Origin of the sequence: Capnocytophaga sp. H2931 (assembly GCF_002302535.1) — a bacterium.
Lineage (GTDB): Bacteria > Bacteroidota > Bacteroidia > Flavobacteriales > Flavobacteriaceae > Capnocytophaga > Capnocytophaga canis.
Genome location: NZ_CP022381.1, coordinates 197,434 through 223,146 on the forward strand (window position 1 = coordinate 197,434; position 25,713 = coordinate 223,146).

Sequence of the window (25,713 nt, forward strand, 5' to 3'; positions counted from 1 at the left end):
TACCGATGGAATTTAAATACTAATGTAATTTAAGAAACATCACATAAAACAATGAAGTATAAACACTTAACTTTGGAGCAAAGATACGAAATAAAAGCATATCTTAAATGTAATAAATCACAAAAATTTGTTACCAAGCAATTAGGTGTATCAGAAAGGCACCATCAGTAGGAGCTTAAGAGGAATAGGCTCAAAAGAGGTGTTTATAACCCTCAAAACACTCAGGAACAAGCCAATATTCGCAAGGAAATATTTTCTAAAGAACAAAAAATTAACCGAAGGATGATTCTTTTTTAGAGAGCACATCACGAACACCTTAACTTTAAAAACTATAAAAGTAAGTAATAACACTAGATTTTGAAGAACCTAAAAATTTATTTTATAAATTGATGGCATAAAAAATTGTACTTGGGGATTGAATCTAAGGTATAAATAATATCAAACCATAATTGTTTAATAGCAAAAAAAATTGTAACTTTGTCCCTTATAATTAACACTTGAAAAGATATGGCTAATACCACAGAGGAAAATCTGGAAATTGTTCGTAAGGTTTTCACCGCCTACTTAGAGGAAAATGGACATCGAAAAACACCTGAACGTTTCGCTATCGTGAAAGAAATTTATGAAAGTGGTGAACATTTCGATATTGAAACGCTGTATATCAGCATGAAAAACAAAAAATATCGAGTAAGTCGTGCTACGCTCTACAATACTATTGAGTTGCTTTTGGAATGTGGTTTGGTACGTAAACACCAGTTTGGACAAAACCAAGCTCACTACGAGAAATCATACTTTGACCGTCAGCACGATCATGTAATTTTAACCGATACAGGCGAAGTGTTTGAATTTTGTGATCCGAGAATCCAATCTATCAAAAAAACAATTGAAGAGGTTTTTAATATAGAAATTACGAACCATTCGCTATATTTTTACGGAAAGAAAAACAAATAACCAAATCATAAAATCGCTAAAAAATGGCAGTAAATTTACTTCTTGGGCTTCAATGGGGCGACGAAGGAAAAGGAAAAATTGTAGATGTTCTCACTCAAGAATATGATATCATAGCTCGTTTTCAAGGAGGACCTAATGCAGGACATACTCTTGAATTTAACGGCATCAAACACGTCTTGCACACCATACCGTCTGGAATTTTCCATGAAAGTGCAATAAACATCGTTGGAAATGGGGTAGTTATTGATCCTATCATCTTCAAAAAAGAAATCGAAGCACTCAAAAAATTCGATATTGATCTGAAAAAAAGATTATTAATCTCTCGTAAAGCACATCTTATTTTACCTACTCACCGATTGTTAGATGCTGCTTCTGAAACTTCAAAAGGAAAAGCAAAAATTGGTTCTACACTCAAAGGCATTGGACCTACTTATATGGACAAAACTGGAAGAAATGGACTTCGTGTGGGGGACATCGAATTGGATGACTTCAAAGAACGTTACCGCAATTTGACCGACAAACACGAAGAAATGATTTCTCACTACAATGTTGAAATTCAGTACAACTTAGCTGAGTTAGAGGCTGAGTTTTTTGAAGCTATAGGGGTTCTAAAAAGTTTACAGTTTATTGACAGTGAGGAATATATACACCAAGCTATCAGAAATAATAAAAAAATCTTGGCTGAAGGAGCTCAAGGTTCGCTGTTGGATATTGATTTTGGCACGTATCCTTTCGTAACCTCGTCAAATACTACGGCTGCTGGAGCTTGTACTGGTTTGGGGGTTGCTCCAACGCAGATTGGAGATGTGTTAGGAATTTTCAAAGCTTATACCACACGTGTAGGTAGTGGACCTTTCCCTACCGAATTGTTTGATGAAACAGGTGAAACAATGGGACGTGTGGGTAAAGAGTTTGGAGCTACCACTGGGCGAAAACGTCGTTGTGGTTGGTTGGATTTGGTTGCATTACGATACGCTGTTCAAATAAATGGAGTTACACAGCTGATGATGATGAAAGCCGATGTACTAAGTGGATTTGACACTTTGAAAGTATGTACTGCATATCTGTATAAAGGACAAGAAATCAAACACTTACCATACAATATTGAGGAACAAAATGTTACGCCTATCTACACAGAGATGAAAGGATGGGCTCAGGATTTAACGACAATCAAAGATCATAATAAATTGCCACAGGAGTTGCTAAATTATATTGATTTCTTAGAGAAGGAACTCGAAGTACCAATTACCTTAGTTTCGGTAGGTCCTGACAGAACGCAAACTATACACAGAAAATAGGCGATTATAAATCAACAATTTGAATATGTCAGTAGCAAAAAAAGAATATAAACGTGTAACAACCAAGTCACTGATTGATATGAAATCAAGAGGTGAAAAAATCTCAATGCTTACGGCGTATGACTATACGTTCAGTAAACTCATTGATGGAGCTGGAATAGATGTTATTTTGGTGGGAGATTCGGCAAGTAACGTAATGGCAGGACATGAAACGACTTTACCAATTACGTTAGACCAAATGATTTACCACGCTTCATCAGTGGTTCGTGGTGCGAACCGTGCCTTAGTAGTAGTCGATTTGCCTTTTGGTTCATATCAGTCCGACCCTAAGGAAGCTCTACGTTCTGCCATCCGCATAATGAAAGAAAGCGGTGGACACGCAGTAAAATTGGAAGGCGGTAAGGAAATAAAGGAGAGTATAAAACGTATTTTAAATGCAGGAATCCCTGTTATGGGGCATCTGGGATTGACACCACAATCAATTTACAAATTTGGTTCATACACTGTTCGAGCAAAAGAAGATGCTGAAGCTGAAAAACTAAAACAAGATGCTCTTTTACTGCAAAAAATGGGATGCTTTGCTATTGTTTTGGAAAAAGTTCCTGCAAAATTAGCGGAAGAGGTTGCTAAATCTGTCTCAATTCCAGTAATTGGTATCGGAGCAGGAAGCCATGTGGATGGCCAAGTACTTGTACTACACGACGTACTTGGAATGACTCAAGGGTTTCATCCTCGTTTTCTACGTAGATACGCTAATTTATATGAAGATATTAATTCAGCGGTTTCTCGCTATGTCGAAGATGTGAAAAACATAAGTTTTCCAAATGAAGAAGAAAGTTATTAACTAATTATTCTTCTCACATGAGAGTATTCTGATTTCGGAAATAAGTAGATATTACGGATCATACAGTGATTGAATCAAAGAGAGTCTTGCATCCTTAATCCATACTTAAAAAATCAAAAGATTATTATAACTTATTACCTAAATAAAGTAAAGAAACAACCAAAAAAAGAATAAAATGAGTACAACCATTCAAAAAAACACGCAATCCATCAAACACCAGCCTGCTGGATTGTTCGAGGAAACTCGCTATGAAAAAATACACAATGTTATTTTTTCGGATGCAAATTCGGCTTCTATTGCCGTAGCCAAAGAAATAGCTGAATTGATTAGAACAAAACAAGCTGAAGGAAAGAATTGCGTACTCGGTTTAGCGACTGGCTCTTCTCCTGTAAAGGTTTATCAGGAGTTAATTCGTATGCATAAAGAGGAAGGTCTTAGCTTTAAAAATGTAATTACGTTCAACTTGGATGAGTATTTCCCAATGCAAAAGGAAGATATTCAAAGTTACTGGCATTTTATGCACAAAAACTTATTCAACCATGTGGACATACTTCCTGAAAACATCAACATCCCAAGCGGAACATTAGGCAAGGAAGAAGTTCGTGACTACTGCTACGCTTATGAAGAAAAAATAAAACAAGCAGGTGGAATTGATTTCCAACTTTTAGGAATCGGACGTACTGGACATATCGGATTTAACGAACCTGGTTCAAACGTAAATTCCATCACGCGTATGGTCACTTTGAACAAAGTAACAAAAACGGATGCAGCACACGCTTTCGGTGGATATAAAAATGTACCTAGTAAAGCCATTACAATGGGAGTTGGAACAGTTTTAGCGGCTCGTCGCGTAGTGCTTTTGGCTTGGGGAGCTTCTAAGGCTTCAATCATTGCAAAAACTATTGAAGGAGAAGTTTCGTCACAAATTCCCGCTACATTTTTACAAGAACACAAAAATACAACTTTTGTGATTGATGAAACAGCTGCAAGTGAATTGATTCGCAATAAAACTCCTTGGTTAGTAGGAGATTATGATTTCAATAATAAAAACGAAGAAGAAATTGCACGTGCGGTAGTTTGGTTGTGCGAACGTTTAGATAAAACCATTTTAGGACTTCGTGAGGAAGATTATCTTGAAAATGGATTAGGAGTCTTGTTAGAGGACACTTCGGCTTACGACCTAAATATCCGTATTTTTAATCGTATTCAAAGAGCCATCACAGGTTGGCCAGGCGGAAAACCTAATGCCGATGATTCGTATCGACCTGAGAGAGAACATCCTCACAAAAAAAGAGTTATTATTTTCAGCCCTCACCCCGACGATGATGTAATTTCAATGGGAGGTACTTTTGACCGATTGGTAGAACAAGGGCACGAGGTACATATTGCTTACCAAACTTCGGGAAGCACGGCAGTTGCTGACACTGAAGCGTTACGTTTTGTAGAAGTAGCTCATGATATATTACTGGGAAAAACGGATGTATCACATCTTGAAAAAGTAATGCAAATCCTTAAAAATAAAAAACAAGGAGATAAAGAGACCTTGGATGTTTGGAAACTTAAAGGAAACATCCGTCGTCATGAGTGCTATGGAGCTACGCGTTATTACAATGTTCCCGATGAAAATTTGCATTTCTTGAACTTACCTTTCTATGAAACTCAAGCGGTTGAAAAACAACCAATTGGTGAGGCAGACATCAAAATAATAGAAGATTTGATTCGTGAAGTAAAACCTCATCAGATATATGCAGCAGGTGATTTAGCCGATCCTCATGGAACACATAAAGTATGCTTGGATGGAATTTTTGCTGCTTTGGAACGTTTGAAAAATGAAGATTATATGAAAGATTGTTGGGTGTGGCTTTACCGCGGTGCATGGCATGAGTGGGATGTTCACGAAATGGAAATGATTGTTCCTATGACACGTGACCAAGTGCTTCGCAAACGTCAGGCGATTTTCTTCCACCAATCACAAAAAGACGGAGCTATGTATATGGGAAGTGACATGCGTGAATTCTGGCAAAGAGCAGAAGAGCGAAATTCTGATACGGCTAACCGTCTTCACAAACTAGGTTTGGCAAAATATCAAGCTATGGAGGCCTTTAGACGTCACTTTTTTTAATAGTCAATGACACTATATCTTTTTACAAAAGGTAAATACATGCAGGGGCGTAGTCTATACGCCCTTGTATGATTTATTGAGGTTATTGATTTTTAAGGCTTATAAAATGTTTCGACATCAGGGAAAGAAAAGGACTCCAAAAAATAATCTGCAAATAGCGGTAGTATTATCTTTCGTTGCAGGGGTCGTAAATGTTGTTGGATTTCTATTTTTAGGGAAATTGACAACTAACGTAACGGGGCATTTTGCACTCTTTATGTACGACGTTTTTATTATGGAATTTTGGAAAGGAACTCTCTATTTATTATATATTCTTTCATTTCTAATGGGTTCATTTACATCGGGTTACTTAATAGAAACAGCAAATTTTTACAAAAAACACAATATTTTTTTAGCTCCAACCATTGTTGAGTGCTTTTTGTTATTTACAGCAATGGCTCTCAACTATTTTATCACTGATTTTTCGAATGATGTGACAGCCTTTATTCTGCTGTTTGCAATGGGTGTACAAAACTCTTTCGTTACGAAAATATCAAATTCAGTGGTACGAACTACTCACCTAACGGGACTTTTCACAGACTTGGGTATCGAACTTTCACAGTGGATTTATCTGAGTAAAAATAAACACAAAAATCAGCTAAAAAACTTAAAATCAACTATTAAACTTCGATTATTTATCATTACCTTTTTCTTTTTAGGAGGATTATCCGGAGGTTTTTTCTTCGTTAAGATGAAGATGAATCTATACGCTCTTACCATTGCTATAGCATTACTTTTGGGAGGTTTGTTCTATGACGACTTCCGATTTATGTATTTGACTAAAAAACGAAAATATGAAAGTAATTTCAAACGAAAAAAATTTAGACGTTCTCTACGAAGACAATCATTTAATCATCATCAATAAACGAGCAGGAGACATCGTTCAAGGCGATAAAACTGGCGACACTCCACTCAGTGAAATTGTGAAATCATATCTCAAAGAGAAATACCATAAACCTGGAGAAGTTTTCCTTGGTGTGGTACATCGTTTAGATAGACCTACTACAGGAATTGTTGTTTTTGCAAAAACTTCAAAGGCTCTTTCAAGGCTCAATATCCTATTTGCCAATAAGACCGCTGTTGAAAAAACATATTGGACAATGACTGATAACTGTCCGACCGAAAGCGAGGGAACCTTAGTTCATTGGCTTACGCGAAACTCGGAGAAAAATAAATCCACAGCCCATTCAAAAGAAGTTAAAGATAGTAAAAAGTCTATTTTACATTACAAAGTGTTAGAAAAACTAACCAATTACTATCTGTTGGAAATTCAATTAATTACAGGAAGACATCATCAAATTAGAGCACAATTAGCTGCTGTAGATTGCTTTATTAAGGGTGATTTAAAATACGGAGCCAGACGTTCAAATGCAGATGGTAGTATTCATTTACACGCTCGAAAATTGAGTTTTATTCATCCTGTAAAAAAGGAAAAAATCGAAATCATCGCTCCCCTACCCGATGAGCCTCTGTGGCAAAAATTGACCGTAATTCGGTAAAATATTTCCAGAAAATTTTAACTACAGAACAGCCTAAATTACTATATTTGCGGTAAATTTACTATGACAGCAAATACAATGGAAAGAATCAGCGTATTCGATATGTTAAAAATAGGGATAGGCCCCTCAAGTTCACATACCTTAGGCCCTTGGAGAGCTTCTGAGGCATTTGTTAAAGAATTGAAAGACAAAAATTTTTTACATAAAACTTTTGAAGTTCAAGTAGATTTATATGGTTCATTGTCCTTAACTGGAAAAGGACATGCTACGGACTTAGCTGTGATGTTAGGGCTTAGTGGTGCTGACCCTGAGTATGTCCCTATTGAAAGTTTAGAAGTCATCATCAATGCCATCAATAGGAATCAGGAACTTTGCTTAGGGAATGAGTCAATTATTAAATTCATTCCTTCAGAAAATATTGTTTTTAACAAAAACTTCTTACCTTTCCATGCCAATGGAATTTCTTTTACCGCAAAAGGCAATGATTTTGAATATAATTCTACTTTTTATTCTATAGGAGGAGGTTTTATTATCAAAGAAAACGAAGAAAGCGACAATAATACAGGAAAAGTTGTACGAAATTTTCCTTTTCCAATTGAAAAAGCTACCGAATTGCTAGAATATTGTCATAGAGAAAACAAAAAAATCTCAGAAATTGTTTTCGAAAATGAAAAATCTATACGTTCAGAAGCCGAAATTGATAGCGAACTATTGCGTATTTGGAATACAATGCTTGAATGTGCCTACATAGGTTGCCACACTGAGGGGATACTGCCTGGAGGGCTAAACGTTCGTCGTCGTGCTTATGATATTCATAAAAATTTGATTGGGGTGGTAACATATCACAATCCACAAGATTGGTTGCTTTCTATCAAAAAAACGAATGTTAAATTCCGTGAAATATTGAAATGGGTAAGCTGTTTTTCACTGGCTGTCAATGAAGTAAATGCCTCATTGGGTCGCGTGGTTACAGCTCCAACTAACGGAAGTGCGGGTGTAATTCCCGCTGTATTGCTCTATTATTTAACTATTGAAAATCATGAGGCTTCCAATGAGCAAATCAAGCAATTTTTGTTAGTAGCGGGTGAAATAGGTAGTTTATTTAAAAAGGGAGCTACTATTTCTGCTGCGATGGGTGGTTGTCAAGCTGAAATTGGCGTTTCATCAGCAATGGCGGCAGGAGCTTTATGTGAGTTGATGGGAGGTACGCCAGACCAGGTGCTTATAGCTGCTGAAATTGCCATGGAACACCATTTAGGACTTACCTGTGATCCCATCGGAGGTTTGGTGCAAGTGCCTTGTATTGAAAGAAATGCCATGGGAGCTATCAAAGCAATTAACGCGGCTGAACTCGCTATCGAAACAGACCCCAAAAATGCGAAAGTCCCTATTGATAAAGTAATTAGCACTATGTGGGAAACCGCCAAAGATATGAATCATAAATATAAAGAAACTTCGGAAGGAGGGTTAGCTGTGGCTGTTAGTTTAGCCGACTGTTAGTTTGAGAATGTTCTTTGAAGATGTTGAAAAGAGTAAAAAAGGGAAAATTAGAGTATCCCTTGAAAAATATTTATTAAATCACTCCCGTCCAAAAGTTTTTGATTTTTGGACGTTTTTTATGTAACTTATCGGTTTTGGACAGTAAAAACCTTTGTAGGATAAAAATGAGAAATAAACATTTAAACAATTAATTATTAAGTGTTTGTGTTGTATATTTGTCTCATTAAAAGCTCCAAAAGCCTATCCGTTACGACCTTTGATTCTTACAATATAGAAAGAAGCAATCGAAAAGATTCTTTTAAAACAAAAATGGCTACCATTATATTGCGTTTTTCATCACCCCACATCATTAAAAAGGACTTTCCACTTCGGGCGAAAAACCTTGCAATGGATTAGTGCTCTTCAAAATGTTGCTCTTCAAAATGTTGCTCATCGGAATGTGAAGCAACCATCTATCGGCTATAAAACTCTGCAGATACAGGTGAAAGATTCTGTCCTAAGTTTACCGAAATGAAATACTTTCATTTCTATTACTTTCGGAAATCAACCATCAATTGGAAAAACACAGAGTCGTCATTCATGAAAGTATGAAAGTAGATACAAGTATACGCAAAGTTGGTTTTATTCGAAAAAACCGAAATCTTTTGAAATCTCCTAAGATCGAAAAGAAGATGAATTGTCCGAGGGAAAAGTTGAAAAACAAAAGATTTTTTAAATAAATTACTAAAAATGTAGTAGACAATTGAGATAGATAACTCAAAAAAAAGAGGCGGGTAAAATCAATCCGAAAAAATGGGAAAAACGATAAAAAGTACACTTTTAAATTTTCAAAAACACATGTAAAAAATCATTCGAATACGGAAATATAGGGATTAAATGGTTCTTGCAAAGGTCTCAATAATTTAGTAAAAAAATAGGGTCTAAGAAATAACTATTAAAACCAATCTTCTAAAAAAGTCTATTTTTTGTCCATTACACCCAAAAACATAACAAAAATCATGTTTTTCACTTCTTTTTTTTCATAAATTTGGCACATGTAATCATAAAAATTAACACTATATGCTAAAAAAATTATTAACTACACTTATGCTGACATTTTTAGCTTTACCGCTAATAGCACAAGTGAAAGTAACTGGAAAAGTTACTGATGAGATGAATAGCCCTTTACCAGGAGCTAATGTTATGATAAAAGGGACTAAGAGTGGCGTGGTTTCCGATTTTGATGGAAATTACGAAATTCAAGTGCAACAGGGCGATGTACTTGAATTTAGTTTTATTGGTTTTAAGACGCAATCCAAAAAAGTAATGGACGAAAGTGTTAAAAACCTGATTATCAATGTAATTCTTGAAGAGGAGACACAACAGCTTGAAGATGTAGTGGTAATTGGATACGGAACACAGAAGAAAGAGAACTTAACAGGAGCCGTGTCGCAAGTGAAGATGGCGGAGGTTTTAGGTGATCGTCCCGTAGTTAATACATCTAGTGCTTTACAAGGAGCTGTTGCAGGATTACAAGTAACGAGAAATCCTACCCCTGGGCAAAATGGTAATACCCTCCAAATACGAGGAAATCTATCCATTAACGGAGGAGGTCCTCTTGTGCTGATAGATAACGTACCTGGTGATATAGGCTCACTCAATCCAGAGGATATTGAGTCAGTTACTGTGTTAAAAGATGCTGCTTCGTCTGCCATTTATGGAGCTCGTGCAGCGGGAGGTGTAGTACTCATAACCACCAAACGACCTTCTTCAGGTACTAAATTTCAATTCAATTACAATTACAACATTGGTTTTGAAAAATCAATTAATAAACCTAAACAAGCTTCTCTATATGAATATTTTGAGGCATATCAAGAAGCAGGTTTTCCTAACGCATATTGGGCAAATTCACAGGATGTTACCAAATGGGTACAATATTTAAAAGAATACCGAGAAAACCCATCTAAATTCAATATCATTGGTGATGGTATTTATGTAGATCCCAGCGGAATTCCTTATTATTTACACGAAAAAGACTTATATGACAATATATTAAGTACAGGACTTTTGCAGACGCATAATGTATCTGTTTCGGGAGGGACTGACAAGTTACGTTATCGTATGTCTGGAGGATACAATCACGAAGATGGCCCTTTGATTACCGATAAAGATTCCTACAAACGTAAAAATTTAGGAGCATTTATTTCAGCAGATATTGCTAATTGGTTTACTCAAGAGGTTGATGTAAGATATTCTGAGTCCCAAAAAACGAATCCGCAAGGAGCTCATCTTTATAGCCTTCGATTGATTTCGTATTATCCAGAAGGAAATTTTCCCGCAAGTGTTAATATTGGCTCAAATAAAGACCTGCCTTTAATTACACCGCGTAACTCTATTTTAGGAAATAACACATCAGTAAACAATGGGGGTACAACGCGTATCTTTTCAAAATCTATATTTAAGCCTTTTGAAGGATTTACAGGGATTTTTGAATATACTTTCAATAAAACAGATAACAGACATAGCCATTTTTCTAACAAGTGGATACATACCTCTATACAAGGAGGCGAAACGTCTTCTCCAACAAAAGATGTATATCGGAAAGATTATAGTTTTACTAATTACAATTCTGTAAATGCTTACGGAACCTATACAAAAGATATTCTAAAAAATCATTTTAGTTTGATGGCAGGATTTTCCCAAGAATCAAGTTATTATGAGATAGTACGCAGTACCGCTGAAAGTCAGAATGTACCAACTGTACCTTCCTTTGGCGGTGCTACCGAGAATTTTGTGATAACCGATGGATATTCAGAATATACTATCCGAAGTGGTTTTTTCCGATTCAACTACAATTATGATAGAAAGTATTTACTTGAAATCAACGGACGTTATGATGGCTCTTCAAAATTCCCTAAAAATTCTCGTTTTGGTTTTTTTCCTTCTGCATCACTAGGTTGGCAGGTAAGTCGCGAAAATTTTATGGCTTTTTCCGAAAACTGGCTTAATGAGTTCAAGTTACGTGCTTCGTGGGGACAAATTGGAAATCAGAACATTAATCCTTATCAGTATTCTCCAACATTGGGGGTTTATAAGTCAAATGAATGGTCAGAAAACTTCGATAGAATTACAGCTATGGGGTTGCCTAGTTTGGTTAGTAATTCTTTTACTTGGGAAACGGTTACTTCCATTAACTTCGGGGCAGATTTTGGATTTTTTAATAATCGATTAAGAGCTACTTTTGATATTTTTCAGAGAGATACTAAAGATATGCTGACAGAAGGTGTTGTGCAATTACCTGCGGTTGTTGGTATCGCTGCACCTAGTCAAAATTCGGCAACTATGCATACTAAAGGTTGGGAATTTGAGATCAATTGGAAAGACAAAATAGGTGACTTTGGGTATCGTATAGGAGTTAATTTATTCGATAATCAGTCGAAACTTACTAAATTTGAAACTAATAAATCACGAGTTCTTTTTAACGGAAAAGGAGAGGCTTTATGGTATGAAGGACGTGATTTTGGTGAAATTTGGGGTTATGTAGCCGACGGATACTACTCAGTTGATGATTTTGCAGATGTTAACAGTTGGAAGTTGAAAGATGGGGTAACCTCTGTTAAAAATGTGAATGTACGTCCTGGTGATATGAAGTTTAGAAATTTACGTGATGACGAACACGCTACTAACCGAATTGATAATGGTAAAAATACGGCTGACGATCCTGGAGATATGAAAGTGATAGGAAACAGTTCTTTACGCTATCAGTATTCGGCTAATTTTGGTGTTAATTACAAAGGGTTTGACTTGAATGTAATGTTGCAAGGTATAGGCAAACGCGATGTTTGGATAGGTGGACAGGCAATATTTCCGTTTGCCCCAGATGGGCAATTCAATCCATTGTTTTATAATCAAACCGATTATTGGAGAGCTAAAAGCTACGACCCTTCAAATCCTGACTATATGGTTGCGGTAAACCCTAATGCTACCTATTACAGAATTTACGGGCAAGGAGGAAACGCAGGACATAACAGACGTACTTCGGATAAGTTCTTACAAGATGCCTCGTATCTTCGCATCAAAAATATTACTTTATCATACGCTTTCCAAAAACCAGTTCTCGAAATTTTAAATGTTTCTCAACTTCGCTTTTTTATAGGGGTTGAGAATTTGGCTACTTTCAGCTCTTTACCAAAAGGAATTGACCCAGAACGAATCAATTGGGGATATCCTTTTTCACGGATTGTTTCCTTCGGAGGAAGTTTAACTTTTTAAAATCAGTACAAAAATGAAAAATCTACTTAAAACTATAATAATCGTAGGGTCTTTATTTTCAGTAGGATGTAATGATGATTTTCTTGAAAAACACCCACTTGATAAACCTACAGAGGCTAATGCTTTCAAAAATTTTGATAATTTTAAAGCATTTGCTTATCCGCTTTATGGATTATTTCCTGGAGGGAATAATTATCACGCAGACCGCTATGCAGGATACCTTACACACAAAGGAGTAAGTGCTCAAAATCCGTATGCTTGGCAAACCATTGGTGATGCCGTTTCTGGAAATGGTTGGGATTTCGGTCACATTCGTCGTGCCAATATGCTTCTTGCTAATATTGACAAATCTGAGATGACTCAAGATGAGAAGAATTATTGGAGAGCTGTGGGGTATTTTTTCCATTCTTACAAGTATATGGAACTAGTAAACCGATTTGGAGATGTACCTTGGGTAGAAACAGTATTGAATGAAGATTCTCCTGAAGCATTCGGTCCACGAACTCCTAGGAAAGAAGTTACAGACAAGATTTTGGAGCGATTAAAATGGGCAGAACAACACATAGGAGGTGCCAAGTCGGGAAAGAATACCATATCTCAAGATGTGGTTCGAGTGGTACTCTCTCGCTTTGCTCTACGTGAGGCTACTTGGCGCAAATACCACAATTTAGGAGATTATGAAAAATATCTTGAAGAATGTGTTCGCGTTTCTGAACTTTTGATGAAATCATATCCTGCATTATACACAGGTACTGATGGACAGGTTGCTGCAGGTTATGGTGAACTTTGGACAAGCCCTTCACTAGAAGGAGTTCCTGGAGTGATTTTGCGAAAGGAATATTTTGATCACTCTTATTTCCGTCATAACGATAGTTATTTGGAACATACCTCTTCGCATTTCATAGAAATGCCACAACATACTGTGGATATGTATTTAACCAAAGACGGATTACCTATTCATAATGCTGCCAATACGCTCTATGCTGGAGATAAAACTCCTTATGAAACTTTCAGAAATAGAGATCCTAGATTATACCATACCGTAATACCTCCTTATAAAGTCTTGGCAAGAAGCCCAAAAGCTGGGGAAGAGGGTGGTTCTGGTTGGACATATACCAACAATCCTGCGGATAGGGAATATATTGATATTATGAAACCGAATATTACAAAAAGCAATCCAGGTGAAGGAATGAAACGCCTACCTGCACAAAACTGGAGTGCATCCTTAGTGCCCACTATTCCTAATTTTGTTGGAGGAGTTGGGGCTAAAGGGTTTGTTTCTTGTCGTTCAGGTTATTACGTATGGAAAAATTATAGTGGCTGGGAAAAAAGCTTTAACAATGGTGCCCTAAATACTTCTGATAAACCCATTTTTAAAATTGAAGAAGTACTGCTCAATTATGCTGAAGCAAAATTTGAATTAGGTGCTTTCAATCAAGATGTAGCAGACCGCTCCATAAATAGGTTGCGTGACAGAGCTTCTGTGGGTAGAATGATTGTAGCTAATGTTGATGATTCATTTGACCCACAAAGAGATAAAACGGTTGATCCTGTGCTTTGGGAAATCCGTAGAGAACGTATCATTGAACTTATGGGTGAAGGATTTGGGTTTGATGATGTACGTCGTTGGAAAAAGGCAGACTGGTTCGTTAATAAACAGGCTTATGGAATGTGGATTAAAAAATCTACTCTTGTTGGTAAAGAAGGTCCCACTGCCATAGTAGATTTGAATTCTGGACACGCAAATCCCGCTGCTACAGAAGGTTATCGTTATTTGTATAATGACCCTGTAAAGGACGGGAAAGGCTGGTTAGATAAATATTACTTATATGAGGTACCATCGAATGAAATATTGCTTAACCCTGCATTAAAACCTAATAATCCAGGTTATGAAAAATAATTTTTTATCGAGGAGTTAGTTCTTTTAGAAGAAACTCTGATATGAAAAAATGTATTAAAGAGAAGAAGCTGTCCGAGACTTTTCGGACAGTTTTTATTTGGTGTTTTTCCTTAAAATTTTGTAATTTTAGGCTGTGAAAAAAACAACCGATGGCAAAGATACAATTTAAAATATTGCCAAGTATAATTTCAGAAAATTACACGAAAAAATTAGAAATGTAGCCTAAAACAGGGAAAAATCTATATTGTTTCCAAAAACAATCTGAAAAATGTTACTTCAAAGTGAAAAATAGATTTTTCTTGGTAAAATGTAGTTTATGCCTTTTCTATGAAAACAAAGAAGCTACCCTCTTCGGACAGCTTCTTTTAGTATGTTGAAAATCAGTGTAATCCTTATTTTATGGTTCTTCGGTAGTATGATGGTTATTTAGAGTATTAATATCTGCTGTAAGTTCTTCAGGATCAATCATAAATGAAGTTATACGTTCATTAGATGTTATGATGTACGTGAACTCCCTATTATTCAATCGCCACACTTGTACTGGAAATTTCATCATTTCCGAAGCACCGTCAGCATAATTAACCTGCAATAAAATAGGCATTGGAACACCTCCTTTTTTTTCGAACGTTACTTCGTAAAAATATGTAGGTTGCGGAGCCATTGACTGTTGCTCCAACGACCGATTATCGGCAACATAATCTCCTAAGGGAATTGATAATTCATATGGATGTTTGTCGAAATTCTCTTTTTTATAAGCAGCATCTCCTTTGGAAACAACATGTACTAAAGGCTGTAAGTCCGTAATTTTCATGTTTCGCTCTTTTAACATTGCCTTCAATTTGTCGTTTGGCGTATCCGATACTTGGTACAGTTTTACAGATTTAATACCCAAATCGACATACTCAGTAGAATAAAACCATGTTCTCCAAAACCAGTCTAATTCAACGCCTGAAGCATCACTCATAGTTCTAAAAAAATCTTCGGGTGTAGGGTGTTTGAATTTCCAACGATTAGCATATGTTTTAAAAGCAAAATCAAACAATTCAGCTCCCATAATTACTTCTCGCAAAAGAGCAAATCCTGCAGCTGGTTTGCCATACGCATTCTCTCCTAATCTAGTAACTTCCTCTGGATTAGACATTACTGGCTCCAAGTAAGTTGGGTCACCTGACATATATTTCACAATCTGTTTGGCAAATCCACGTTTGCTTGGATACCTTTTGTAAGGAGCAATGTCCTCAGGATATTGCTCCCCGTAGGACTGTTCAGCAAAGTATTGCAAATAGGTATTCATTCCTTCATCCATCCACCCCCATTGACGCTCGTCTGAATTTACAACCATGGGAAAAAAGTTATGTCCCACCTCATGAGTGATTACACTTATCATTCCAAATTTAGTATCCATTGAGGTGGATCCTTCTGAATTTGGACGACCATAGTTCCAACAAATCATTGGATATTCCATTCCTTGATCTTCAGCACTAATAGACACTGCTTTTGGATACGGATAGTCAAACGTAAATTTTGAGTATGTTTCGAGCGTATGAGCTACCACCTTAGTTGAATACTGTTCCCATAAGGGATTTGCTTCCTTCGGATAAAGTGATAAAGCCATTACCTTCTTATTACCTATTTTTACTGCCATAGCATCGTAAATAAATTTACGAGAACTTGAAAACGCAAAATCACGCACGTTTGATGCTTTGAAACGCCATGTCTTTTTTGCAGTTTCTTTTTTGTTTTCTTTAGCCTCAGCTTCGGCTTGGGTCACAATTACGACAGGTTTCTCAAATGATCTTTCAGCCAAGGCATATCGCTCTAACATCTTAGGGGAGAATACCTCTTTCCGGTTTTGCAATTCACCTGTGGCTTCGACAATATGATCTGCAGGAACTGTAATGGAAACATCATAATTTCCAAAATTCAAGGCGAATTCGGCATTGCCCCAAAACTGTTCATTTTGCCAACCTTCCACATCGTTATAGACCGCCATACGTGGAAAAAACTGGGCGATTACATATAAGCAATTATCATCTTTTGGAAAATATTCATAACCAGCTCTTCCTCCATTTTTTTGATAATTATTGATCTGATACCACCATTTCACTGAAAAAGAAACTTTAGTTCCCGATGCCAAAGGTTGTTTTAAATCCACTCGCATCATCGTTTCATTGATGGTGTACGCCAACTCTTTACCAGTAGCATCCTTGACCCATTCAATATGGTAACCTCCCTCAAAAGGTACTGCCATAAAAGTTTCAGCAAATCGTTGAGGTTCATAAGCCACGTCCATAAATTTGCTATTTCGTTTTTTGGTTGGAGCTTCTGGCAAACGCTTGTTTTGATCCAACTGTAACCACAAATAATCTAATGTCTCGGGAGAATTGTTATGATAAGTAATAGTCTGTTCACCATACAATTTTTGTGTTTGATCATCTATTTCTATTTTCATCACGTAATCAGCCTGTTGTTGATAATAGGCCACTCCTGGAGCCCCAGAAGCCGTTCTATACTGATTTGGAGTAGCAAACTCCTGATACATTCTCCTAAAAGGATTTATCATCCCTCGATCTATTTTTTTTGAGGATATATCTTCCACAGATTTCTCTTGTGAAAACACCACTATGGAACAGAAAATCAGAAAAAAAGTAAGTTTATTCATTGTTAGTATTCCATTTATATTCTCATTATTCGTATTATGCCTCACAACTACTGCAATTCACAAAATTCATCATCATCTCCTTAGCAACCGATTGACTTCGTTGGTAGTACAATGTTTTCACACCCAGTTTCCATGCCTCAATCAGCACTTTATTCACATCTTTGATTGGCATAATAGCAGGAATGTTCAAGTTCAAACTTTGTGTTTGATCAATATAAGCCTGACGCTGAGCTGCTTGGGTAATGATTTCCATTGGAGATATTTCCTTGAAAGTTTTAAATACATTTTTCTCATGCTGGGTTAGTTCTTGCAAATGCTGAACCGAACCGTGATTTAAGCGAATACTTCTCCAAATATCTTCATTATTCAATCCCTTTTCATCAAGCAAGGCAGTTAGGTATTTATTTTTACGCATAAAATTTCCCTTTGCCAATCCTACTTTGTAGTAATTACTTGAATAAGGCTCAATCCCCGGCGAAACTTGTCCTAAAATGGCAGAACTTGATGTAGTAGGAGCGATTGCCATAGTGGTAGTATTTCTACGCCCATAGCCTTTCAAAAGCTCAGGCTCACCATAGATATGTGCCAATTCTCTGGTAGCTTTATCCGCCTCTTCCTTAATATGTTTGAAAGCACGAGCATTAAATTGTGTTGCTTCAAAACTTTCAAACGGAATCATATTTTTCTGTAAATAAGAATGATACCCTAATACACCTAATCCCAGCGCTCGGTGGCGGATGGCAAAATTTCTCGCTGCCTGTAAGTAGTAATTTCCTTCTGTTTTTTCAATGAATTCCGATAAAACAGCATCTAAGAAGAAAATAGCTAATTTCACAGCTTTAGTATCTTTCCATTCGTCAAATAATTCCAAATTCATTGATGACAAACAGCAAATGAACGATTCATCAAAGCTGGATGGCAACATAATTTCACTACATAAATTACTTGATCGGATGAGCATATTATGATCTTTGTAGACCTGAGGACGATTTCTGTTCACATTGTCCGTAAAGAAAATGTATGGGAGTCCTTTCTGTTGACGTGATTCCAATACTCTTGCCCATAATTTGCGTTTCTCAAGGTCGCCATCAATCATTTCTTGCATCCAATAATCTGGTACACAAATACCAAAAAACAGATTCTGAATCGGAAAATTAACATCTTTAATTTGCAAAAACTCCTCTGCATCAGGGTGGTCAATATCTAAATAAGCAGCGAAAGCTCCACGGCGAACGCCTCCTTGCGAAACCACATCCATAGCCGAATCAAAAAGCTTCATGAAACTCACTGCGCCGCTTGATTTTCCATTGTCGGTAACAGCAGAACCACGATGACGCAACTCCCCGAAATAGCCCGATGTTCCACCTCCGATTTTAGTCTGCATGATTACCTCACCTAATTTGTGCGTAATCCCCTCAATACTATCAGGTACATGTACATTGAAACACGAAATTGGCAAACCACGTTCCGTTCCCATATTTGCCCAAATGGGCGATGAAAAACTAATCCATCCTTTGGTAATCATCTCTTTAAAGGCAGGTTGTAATTCAGGTTTGTAAAGCCTACGAGCCGCTGCATGAGTGATGCGATCAATTGCTCCTTCAACGGTTTCTCCTTTTAACAAATACCCTCTGTTTAAAATCTGTTCGGATTCTTCATTGAGCCACCAAATGTTTTGTTCTTCGTTCATAATGATTGTTTAGTTTTTTCCTTAATTTTACTTAGGGAATGATTATTTATTATTAAGTTAAATAGTTAATTTTCAAGTAGATAAAATAAAAGAAAAATATATACGGAGTCATGGTATATCTATTTCTCGAATGCAAAATAAAGGCATAATTTTCAAATATAATAATGAAAAACGAATATGTTTTCAACAGGATTTTAACAACGAAAAGCAACTGTTGCCATATCAATAGGTTAAGATTTTTTGTCCCTTATTTAAAGTTAAAATATTTTTGTGTTCTATTTTTATGAACAATTTGTTGATATTAATTTCAAAAAAATATATGTTTATTCCAATAAAATATATAATTTTGCAACGTGTGTGCATGTTATATGCGTTTTTATAGGTAAGTAATTGATAATTAAGAAAGCACCTTTTACAAATAATGAATATTCTTCGCATTGAAAGAAAAAATATTTTAGATTCTATTTTCAAAGGAAAAGACATTTTGATATTTTTCCGATTGAGGTTTGTTGAGAAATCACAAGAACAACCTCGAAGAAAAAGATTATTGCCTTTGCGTATTTAATTTTCTATACTGATTTTATTCCTTTTTTTGATTTTAACACGCCGAAAAAAATAGTTATTTAATCAAAAAATTTTTTTTAACCTAATATAAAAAATCAATATAAATGAAAAATAAATACATCGACTTAATAGACCAAACTTACTATTTTCCACAAGAAGAATTCAGATTAGAAGGAGACGAACTTCGTTTTCACGATATTGACTTAATGGAGCTGGTTCGTACATACGGAGCTCCGTTAAAATTTATGTATTTGCCTCGAATTTCAGAAAATATCCAACGAGCCAAATCGTGGTTTCAAAAAGCGATAAAAAAACATAAATATAAAGGAAATTACAACTATTGCTATTGCACAAAAAGTTCTCATTTCAAGCATGTTATGGTCGAAGCTTTGAAGAACGATATCCACATGGAAACTTCTTCGGCTTTTGATATAGACATCATCAACAACTTGATTCAGGAAGGACGAATCACAAAAGAAAACCATATCATTTGCAATGGGTTCAAACGCAATGGATACATTGATGGCATCGCTGACTTAGTAAATCGTGGATTTGACAGGTGTATGCCAATCATAGACAACTACGAGGAAATCAATCTTTTCGATAAGAAAATCAACGGAAAATACAATATAGGCATTCGTATTGCCTCAGAGGAAGATCCTCGTTCTGAGTTCTACACCAGTCGTTTGGGAATCGGCTACAAAAACATTGTTCCTTTTTACAACCGTGAGATAAAAGATAATGAAAAAGTTACATTAAAAATGTTACATTTTTTCATTAATACAGGGATCAAGGATAATGCTTACTATTGGAACGAGCTTCTGAAATGTTTGAAAGTGTATATTCAATTGAAGAAAGTAGCTCCTGAGTTAGACAGCCTGAACATTGGAGGCGGTTTCCCTATCAAAAGTTCATTAGCTTTTGAGTACGACTACGCATATATGGTCGATGAAATCATTCGTCAGATAAAAATTGCTTGTGACCAGGAAAAAGTGCCTGTACCAAACATTTTTACCGAATTTGGAAGTTTCACAGTGGGAGAAGCTGGAGGGGCAATTTATGAAATCATGTACCAAAAGCAACAAAACGACCGTGAAAAATGGAATATGATAAACTCTTCATTTATCACAACCTTGCCTGATTCATGGGCCATTAACAAACGTTTTGTGCTACTGCCTATCAATCGATGGAATGACGAATACGAACGCGTTCTATTGGGAGGATTGACCTGCGATGGTGATGACTACTACAATAGTGAACAAAACATGAACGCTATTTATTTACCTAAATATAACAAAAACAAACCGTTATACATTGGATTTTTCAATACAGGAGCTTATCAAGACACTATTGGAGGTGTAGGTGGGTTGCAACACTGTCTGATTCCACAACCTAAAATCATACTTATTGACAAAGACGAAGAAGGAAAAATCTCTTCCCGCCTGTTTATGGAACAACAAAAAGCGGAAGATATGCTAAAAATATTAGGATATTAGGCAAAAACACCTACATTTTAAGGCTTTGATAAGGGAACGGAGGTGCAAAGCCAAATGAAAAATATTACGCATGAACAATTTTATAGTATCAGCCAGAAAATATCGTCCGCAAACGTTTCGCGATGTGGTGGGGCAACAAGCCATTACCGATACGTTGACCAATGCTATTGAAAATAATCACTTAGCACAGGCACTTCTATTCACAGGGCCTCGTGGAGTGGGAAAGACAACTTGTGCCAGAATTTTAGCAAAGAAAATTAACGAACAATATTCCGGTACTCAAGATGATAACGATTTTGCGTTCAATATTTTTGAGTTGGACGCAGCTTCAAACAACAGCGTGGACGACATCCGTAAACTGATAGAGCAAGTGCGTATCCCGCCACAAGTGGGAAAATATAAAGTGTATATCATCGACGAGGTGCATATGCTTTCGACTGCTGCTTTTAACGCGTTTTTAAAAACTTTAGAAGAGCCTCCAAAACACGCTATTTTCATCTTAGCAACCACGGAAAAACACAAAATCATTCCCACAATTCTTTCTCGATGCCAAATATTTGATTTCAAAAGAATTACAGTAAACGACGCTCGTGAATATTTAAAATATATAGCTGGAGAACAAGGGATTGAGGCTGAAGATGAGGCTCTTCAAATAATCGCTCAAAAGGCGGATGGAGCCATGCGTGATGCTCTTTCTATTTTTGACCGAGTAGTAAGTTTCTCGGGGGATAGAATAACACGTCAGGCAACTTCTGAGATTTTGAACGTTTTGGACTATGAAACATACTTTAACGTAACAGATCTTATTTTAAAAAACAAACTCCCTGATTTATTGGTAACTTTCAACAATATCATAGCACAAGGCTTTGACGGACATCATTTCATCTCAGGACTTGCGAGTCATTTCAGAGATTTAATGGTATGTAAAAACATGTCTACGATCTCACTAATGGAAATGGGAGAAGAAACCAAACGAAAATACGCACAACAGACACAACAGGCAAGTGTTCCTTTTCTGATGGAAGCCATTACTATCGCCAACGATTGTGATTTAAAATATAGAACTAGTAAAAATCAGCGACTTTTGGTTGAGATTGCTCTAATGCAATTGGCTTCATTGACCTTTGAAGGAGATAAAAAAAAAATGATGGACGCTTCATAATCCCAGCTCATATTTTGAATGGAAACACTCCCGAAGAGGATAATAGTGTAGTATCCAAGCAGATAACTAATAAATCAACAACACTTCCTGTACAGGAACAGATTCCTTCCATAAGTGCCGAAGCAAGGAAGGAGGTAGTGTCGAACTACTCCATCAAAAGTGTTGTAGTCAAGCAAGAGGTATTGCGAAATTTCAAGGAAGAAGAAATCGACGAAGCCTCTTTACCTCGTGAAAAATTCACTGAAAAAGAGTTTTTTGATAGCTTTAACGCATACGTTGAAACCTTAAAAGCCCAAGGAGAACGCATTCAAGCTTCGACTTTAGAAATGGGAGAACCGACTCTGCATGGAACTGTTCTTGATTTACAAGTTCCAAACAAAACGATTCGTGATGAGGTTCATCGTGAAGAAGCTAAGTTATTGGGTTTTCTACGCAAATCACTTAGTAATTATGACATCTCATTAAACATCATTGAAAATGAAGAAATTATACATAAAATACGTGTAACTCCAGACGAAAAATTTGCCCGTTTAGTGGAATTAAACCCTCTATTACAGGATTTCAAAAGGACATTGGATTTGAAGTTAGTTTTTTAAATAAGAGTATTTTATTCCGTGTTTAATATTAATAAACATATACAAAATGAAGTTAGCCCAAATAATGCTTATCTAAATTGGACTAACTTCATTTCTAATAGTTTATTATCAGTACACTTTTACCAATTCCACATCAAAAATCAACGGAGCATTTGGTGGAATTACTCCTCCTGCACCACGACTTCCATATGCCAAATCAGATGGAATTACCAAACGAGCTTTATCTCCTTCTTGAAGCAATAGAATTCCTTCGTCCCATCCTTCAATCACCTGTCCTACTCCAACAGTAAACTTCAATGGTTGTTTTCTACGGTATGATGAATCAAAAACAGTTTTATCAAGCAACATCCCCGTGTAATGTACGGCTACTTCTTCGCCTGCTTCAGCCTGTTTTCCTGTTCCTTTCTCAATAATCTTATAGAACAATCCACTTTCAGTCTTTTCAAATCCTGCGGTTTCAGTAGCTAATTCTTTTTCTGTTTTTTCACGAGCTTTTGCTATGCGTTCTTCTTTTTCGGCATTGAACGTTTCAAAAACCTGCACGGCGTCCCATTGTTGAGCCTCCTCTCCTACTCGAATGATTTCAATTGCATTGATAATATCTCCTTGAGATATAGCATCTACAACACCCTGACCTTCAACAACTTCACCAAAAACAGTATGTTTTCCATCCAACCAAGGTGTTGGTACGTGTGTAATAAAAAACTGGCTTCCATTAGTGCCAGGCCCTGCATTTGCCATGGATAGGATTCCTGGTTTGTCATGTTTCAAATCTGAGCGAAATTCATCATCAAATTGATATCCAGGATTTCCTGTTCCTGTACCCAAAGGACAACCTCCTTGAATCATAAAATCGGCTATCACTCTGTGAAATTTTAACCCATCGTAATAAGGGGTACCTAAGGGTTTACTATTGTTTTTTTGTTTTCCCTCTGCCAATGCTACAAAATTCCCAACGGTTCCAGGAGTTTTGTCATGCGTCAATTTTACCAAAATATCACCTTTGGTAGTTTTAAATTTTGCGTAAATTCCGTTTTGCATTTCTTATTTTTTTAGTATGTTTGCAAAAATAAATAAGATTTGAACAATCGCCAACTGAATGTTATTTTTTTATAATCTTTACTTCTTATATTACTGATATACAACAACATAAAAAAATCATTAAATGCACTTTTTACCTAAAGAAATTGAAAAATATGCTTCTGAACATACAGAAAGTGAACCTCTTTTATTACAGGAGCTGACTCGTCGTACCCATTTGCAAGTTTTACAACCCCGTATGATTAGCGGTCATTTTCAAGGGCGTGTATTGAGTTTATTATCAAAACTTATTAGTCCATCAGCAATTTTAGAAATAGGTACCTACACTGGATATGCTACATTATGCTTGGCTGAAGGACTGCAAAAAAATGGCGTTTTACACACCATTGATATTAAGGAAGAATTACAAGAACTACAACGAGAATTCTTTGACCGAAGTGATAAAGGCAAACAAATCATTCAGCATTTAGGAAAAGCAAAAGACATTATTCCTACATTGGAAACCAAGTTTGATTTGGTTTTTATTGATGCCGACAAACAAAATTATGCTATATATTTCGATTTGATTATCAACAAGATGAACTCGGGAGGGATTATTGTATCGGACAATGTACTTTGGAGCGGAAAAGTGGTACAAAATGTGAAATCAAACGACAAACAAACTCTTGCTCTGCTTGAGTACAACAAAAAAATCAAAGAAGACCCACGTGTAGAAACCGTTTTATTTCCAATTCGTGACGGTTTGACCGTTTCAAGAGTCATATAAAAAGAGACTCCATATTCTGAAAAGTCTCTTGTCTGATTCTACTTCAATATTTAAAACTCAACTACGCTGCCGTGCGGTAGCTATTAGTTTTTTATTAATTTCTTTGATAAGATTAGGCCCCTCGTAAATGAAGCCCGTATAAAGTTGCACGAGTGACGCCCCCGCGTTCAATTTTTCAATGGCATCATCTGCTGAATGAATACCCCCAACTCCAATGATAGGAAAGGCTCTACGACTTTTTTCACTTAAAAAACGAATGACCTCAGTAGAGCGTTTGGTAAGCGGTTTCCCACTAAGTCCTCCTACTTCATTTTTATTGGCTGATTGCAATCCTTCACGTGAAATAGTTGTATTAGTAGCGATTACTCCTGCTATTTTTGTTTCTTTAACAATATCGATAATGTCGAGCAATTGCTCATCGGTTAAGTCAGGTGCAATTTTTAGAAGTATTGGTTTTTGCTTTTCCTTAGCAAGATTTAATTGTTGCAATGTATTGAGTAACAATTTTAATGGTTCTTTTTCCTGTAATGTCCTCAAATTAGGAGTATTAGGAGAACTTACATTCACCACAAAATAATCCACATATGGGAAAAGACGTTCAAAACAATAGCTATAGTCGTTTACTGCGTTTTCATTTGGAGTAATTTTATTTTTACCTATATTGCCTCCAATGAGTACGTTTTTGTTCGTTTTCAAGCGTTGTATCGCTTCTTCTACCCCTTGATTGTTGAATCCCATTCGATTTATAATGGCTTTATCTTCTTTCAAACGAAACAGACGTTTTTTAGGGTTACCAGGTTGCCCTTTGGGAGTAATTGTTCCGATTTCAACAAATCCAAAACCTAAGTTTGACAATTCCTTGTAGAGTTTTGCTTCCTTATCCAATCCCGCCGCAAGTCCTACCGGATTTTTAAATTTAATTCCAAAAACCTCACGCTCCAAAGCGGGATGCTCTACTTGATAGATGGAACGAAGCAGGGAAGGGATTCCAGGGATTTTATGGATGATTTTTAACAGTGAAAACGTTAAGTGATGGGCTTTTTCAGGATCTAATGAAAAGAGTATTGGCTGGATAAATTGCTTATACATAGCTATTTATTTTATAAAATGATTAAAAAACGAAATGGTCGTATACGAAAAAAGAGACCTTCAAAACTGAAAATCTCTTTTAGTGGGAAGAGCAGGATTCGAACCTGCGAAGACATAGTCAGCAGATTTACAGTCTGCCCTCGTTGGCCGCTTGAGTATCTTCCCCCAAATGCGGTTGCAAAGATACGTATATTTTTGAAATAAAAAAGTTTTTCTTACAAATATTTCACAAAAAAAAGTAAT

The 25,713-nt window shown here is 36.3% G+C and carries 17 protein-coding genes and 1 tRNA gene; 13 read left to right on the top strand and 5 right to left on the bottom strand.

Features of this window, described 5'->3' with window-relative positions:
• The first annotated feature begins 507 nt into the window (after positions 1–507).
• From CGC52_RS00845 to CGC52_RS00885, 9 genes are all read left to right on the top strand, one after another.
• Complete coding sequence (locus CGC52_RS00845; RefSeq protein ID WP_042008119.1) at positions 508–951, top strand: Fur family transcriptional regulator; 444 nt, start codon at positions 508–510, stop codon at positions 949–951.
• A 23-nt stretch (positions 952–974) separates the two neighbouring features.
• Positions 975–2,249 carry an adenylosuccinate synthase gene (locus CGC52_RS00850; protein ID WP_095893164.1) on the top strand — a complete coding sequence of 425 codons (1,275 nt, stop codon included), beginning with the start codon at positions 975–977 and terminating at the stop codon, positions 2,247–2,249.
• A 25-nt stretch (positions 2,250–2,274) separates the two neighbouring features.
• Positions 2,275–3,093, top strand: a complete 819-nt coding sequence (panB, locus tag CGC52_RS00855) for a 3-methyl-2-oxobutanoate hydroxymethyltransferase (protein ID WP_095893165.1) — start codon at positions 2,275–2,277, stop codon at positions 3,091–3,093.
• 175 nt (positions 3,094–3,268) lie between these two features.
• Positions 3,269–5,215 carry a glucosamine-6-phosphate deaminase gene (gene nagB / locus CGC52_RS00860; RefSeq protein WP_095893166.1) on the top strand — a complete coding sequence of 649 codons (1,947 nt, stop codon included), beginning with the start codon at positions 3,269–3,271 and terminating at the stop codon, positions 5,213–5,215.
• A 106-nt stretch (positions 5,216–5,321) separates the two neighbouring features.
• Positions 5,322–6,119 (top strand): YoaK family protein, encoded by a 798-nt coding sequence (locus CGC52_RS00865; RefSeq protein WP_095893167.1) that lies wholly within the window; start codon positions 5,322–5,324, stop codon positions 6,117–6,119.
• On the top strand, positions 6,049–6,753 hold the full coding sequence (locus tag CGC52_RS00870) for an RluA family pseudouridine synthase (RefSeq protein ID WP_095893168.1): 705 nt from the start codon (positions 6,049–6,051) through the stop codon (positions 6,751–6,753). The genes CGC52_RS00865 and CGC52_RS00870 overlap by 71 nt, the downstream gene beginning before the upstream one ends.
• 78 nt (positions 6,754–6,831) lie before the next feature.
• Positions 6,832–8,253: an L-serine ammonia-lyase gene (locus CGC52_RS00875; protein WP_095894409.1), complete on the top strand. Its 1,422-nt coding sequence runs from the start codon at positions 6,832–6,834 to the stop codon at positions 8,251–8,253.
• Between the two features lie 1,059 nt (positions 8,254–9,312).
• The gene (locus tag CGC52_RS00880) at positions 9,313–12,504 is read left to right on the top strand and encodes a TonB-dependent receptor (RefSeq protein ID WP_232751824.1); all 3,192 of its coding nucleotides are present in this window, start codon (positions 9,313–9,315) and stop codon (positions 12,502–12,504) included.
• A 13-nt stretch (positions 12,505–12,517) separates the two neighbouring features.
• Entirely contained in the window at positions 12,518–14,404 is a 1,887-nt protein-coding gene (locus tag CGC52_RS00885) for a RagB/SusD family nutrient uptake outer membrane protein (protein ID WP_095893169.1), read from the top strand.
• A 397-nt stretch (positions 14,405–14,801) separates the two neighbouring features.
• On the opposite strand, the gene CGC52_RS00890 is transcribed toward CGC52_RS00885, so the two are convergent.
• Both CGC52_RS00890 and CGC52_RS00895 read right to left on the bottom strand, forming a co-directional pair.
• The gene (locus CGC52_RS00890) at positions 14,802–17,066 is read right to left on the bottom strand and encodes a M1 family metallopeptidase (protein ID WP_095894411.1); all 2,265 of its coding nucleotides are present in this window, start codon (positions 17,064–17,066) and stop codon (positions 14,802–14,804) included.
• A gap of 34 nt (positions 17,067–17,100) precedes the next feature.
• Entirely contained in the window at positions 17,101–18,756 is a 1,656-nt protein-coding gene (locus tag CGC52_RS00895; RefSeq protein ID WP_042008132.1) for a ribonucleoside-diphosphate reductase subunit alpha, read from the bottom strand.
• A 668-nt stretch (positions 18,757–19,424) separates the two neighbouring features.
• Here CGC52_RS00895 and CGC52_RS00900 point away from each other — a divergent pair.
• From CGC52_RS00900 to CGC52_RS00910, 3 genes are all read left to right on the top strand, one after another.
• Positions 19,425–20,816, top strand: a complete 1,392-nt coding sequence (locus CGC52_RS00900) for a decarboxylase (RefSeq protein ID WP_042008134.1) — start codon at positions 19,425–19,427, stop codon at positions 20,814–20,816.
• Between the two features lie 70 nt (positions 20,817–20,886).
• Entirely contained in the window at positions 20,887–21,978 is a 1,092-nt protein-coding gene (gene dnaX, locus CGC52_RS00905) for a DNA polymerase III subunit gamma/tau (protein ID WP_042008136.1), read from the top strand.
• 14 nt (positions 21,979–21,992) lie between these two features.
• Positions 21,993–22,574: a DNA polymerase III subunit gamma/tau gene (locus tag CGC52_RS00910; RefSeq protein ID WP_232751825.1), complete on the top strand. Its 582-nt coding sequence runs from the start codon at positions 21,993–21,995 to the stop codon at positions 22,572–22,574.
• Positions 22,575–22,682: 108 nt separating this feature from the next.
• Here the strand turns inward: CGC52_RS00910 and CGC52_RS00915 are convergent, their stop codons facing one another.
• Positions 22,683–23,615, bottom strand: a complete 933-nt coding sequence (locus CGC52_RS00915; protein ID WP_095893170.1) for a peptidylprolyl isomerase — start codon at positions 23,613–23,615, stop codon at positions 22,683–22,685.
• Positions 23,616–23,739: 124 nt separating this feature from the next.
• Between CGC52_RS00915 and CGC52_RS00920 the strand changes: the two genes are divergently transcribed.
• Positions 23,740–24,381: an O-methyltransferase gene (locus CGC52_RS00920; RefSeq protein ID WP_095893171.1), complete on the top strand. Its 642-nt coding sequence runs from the start codon at positions 23,740–23,742 to the stop codon at positions 24,379–24,381.
• A gap of 57 nt (positions 24,382–24,438) precedes the next feature.
• Here the strand turns inward: CGC52_RS00920 and CGC52_RS00925 are convergent, their stop codons facing one another.
• Together CGC52_RS00925 and CGC52_RS00930 are read right to left on the bottom strand one after the other, a co-directional pair.
• A complete protein-coding gene (locus tag CGC52_RS00925; protein WP_095893172.1) occupies positions 24,439–25,470 on the bottom strand; it encodes a quinone-dependent dihydroorotate dehydrogenase in 1,032 nt (343 codons plus the stop codon).
• Between the two features lie 83 nt (positions 25,471–25,553).
• Positions 25,554–25,635 (bottom strand) — tRNA-Tyr (locus CGC52_RS00930).
• Positions 25,636–25,713: the final 78 nt, after the last annotated feature.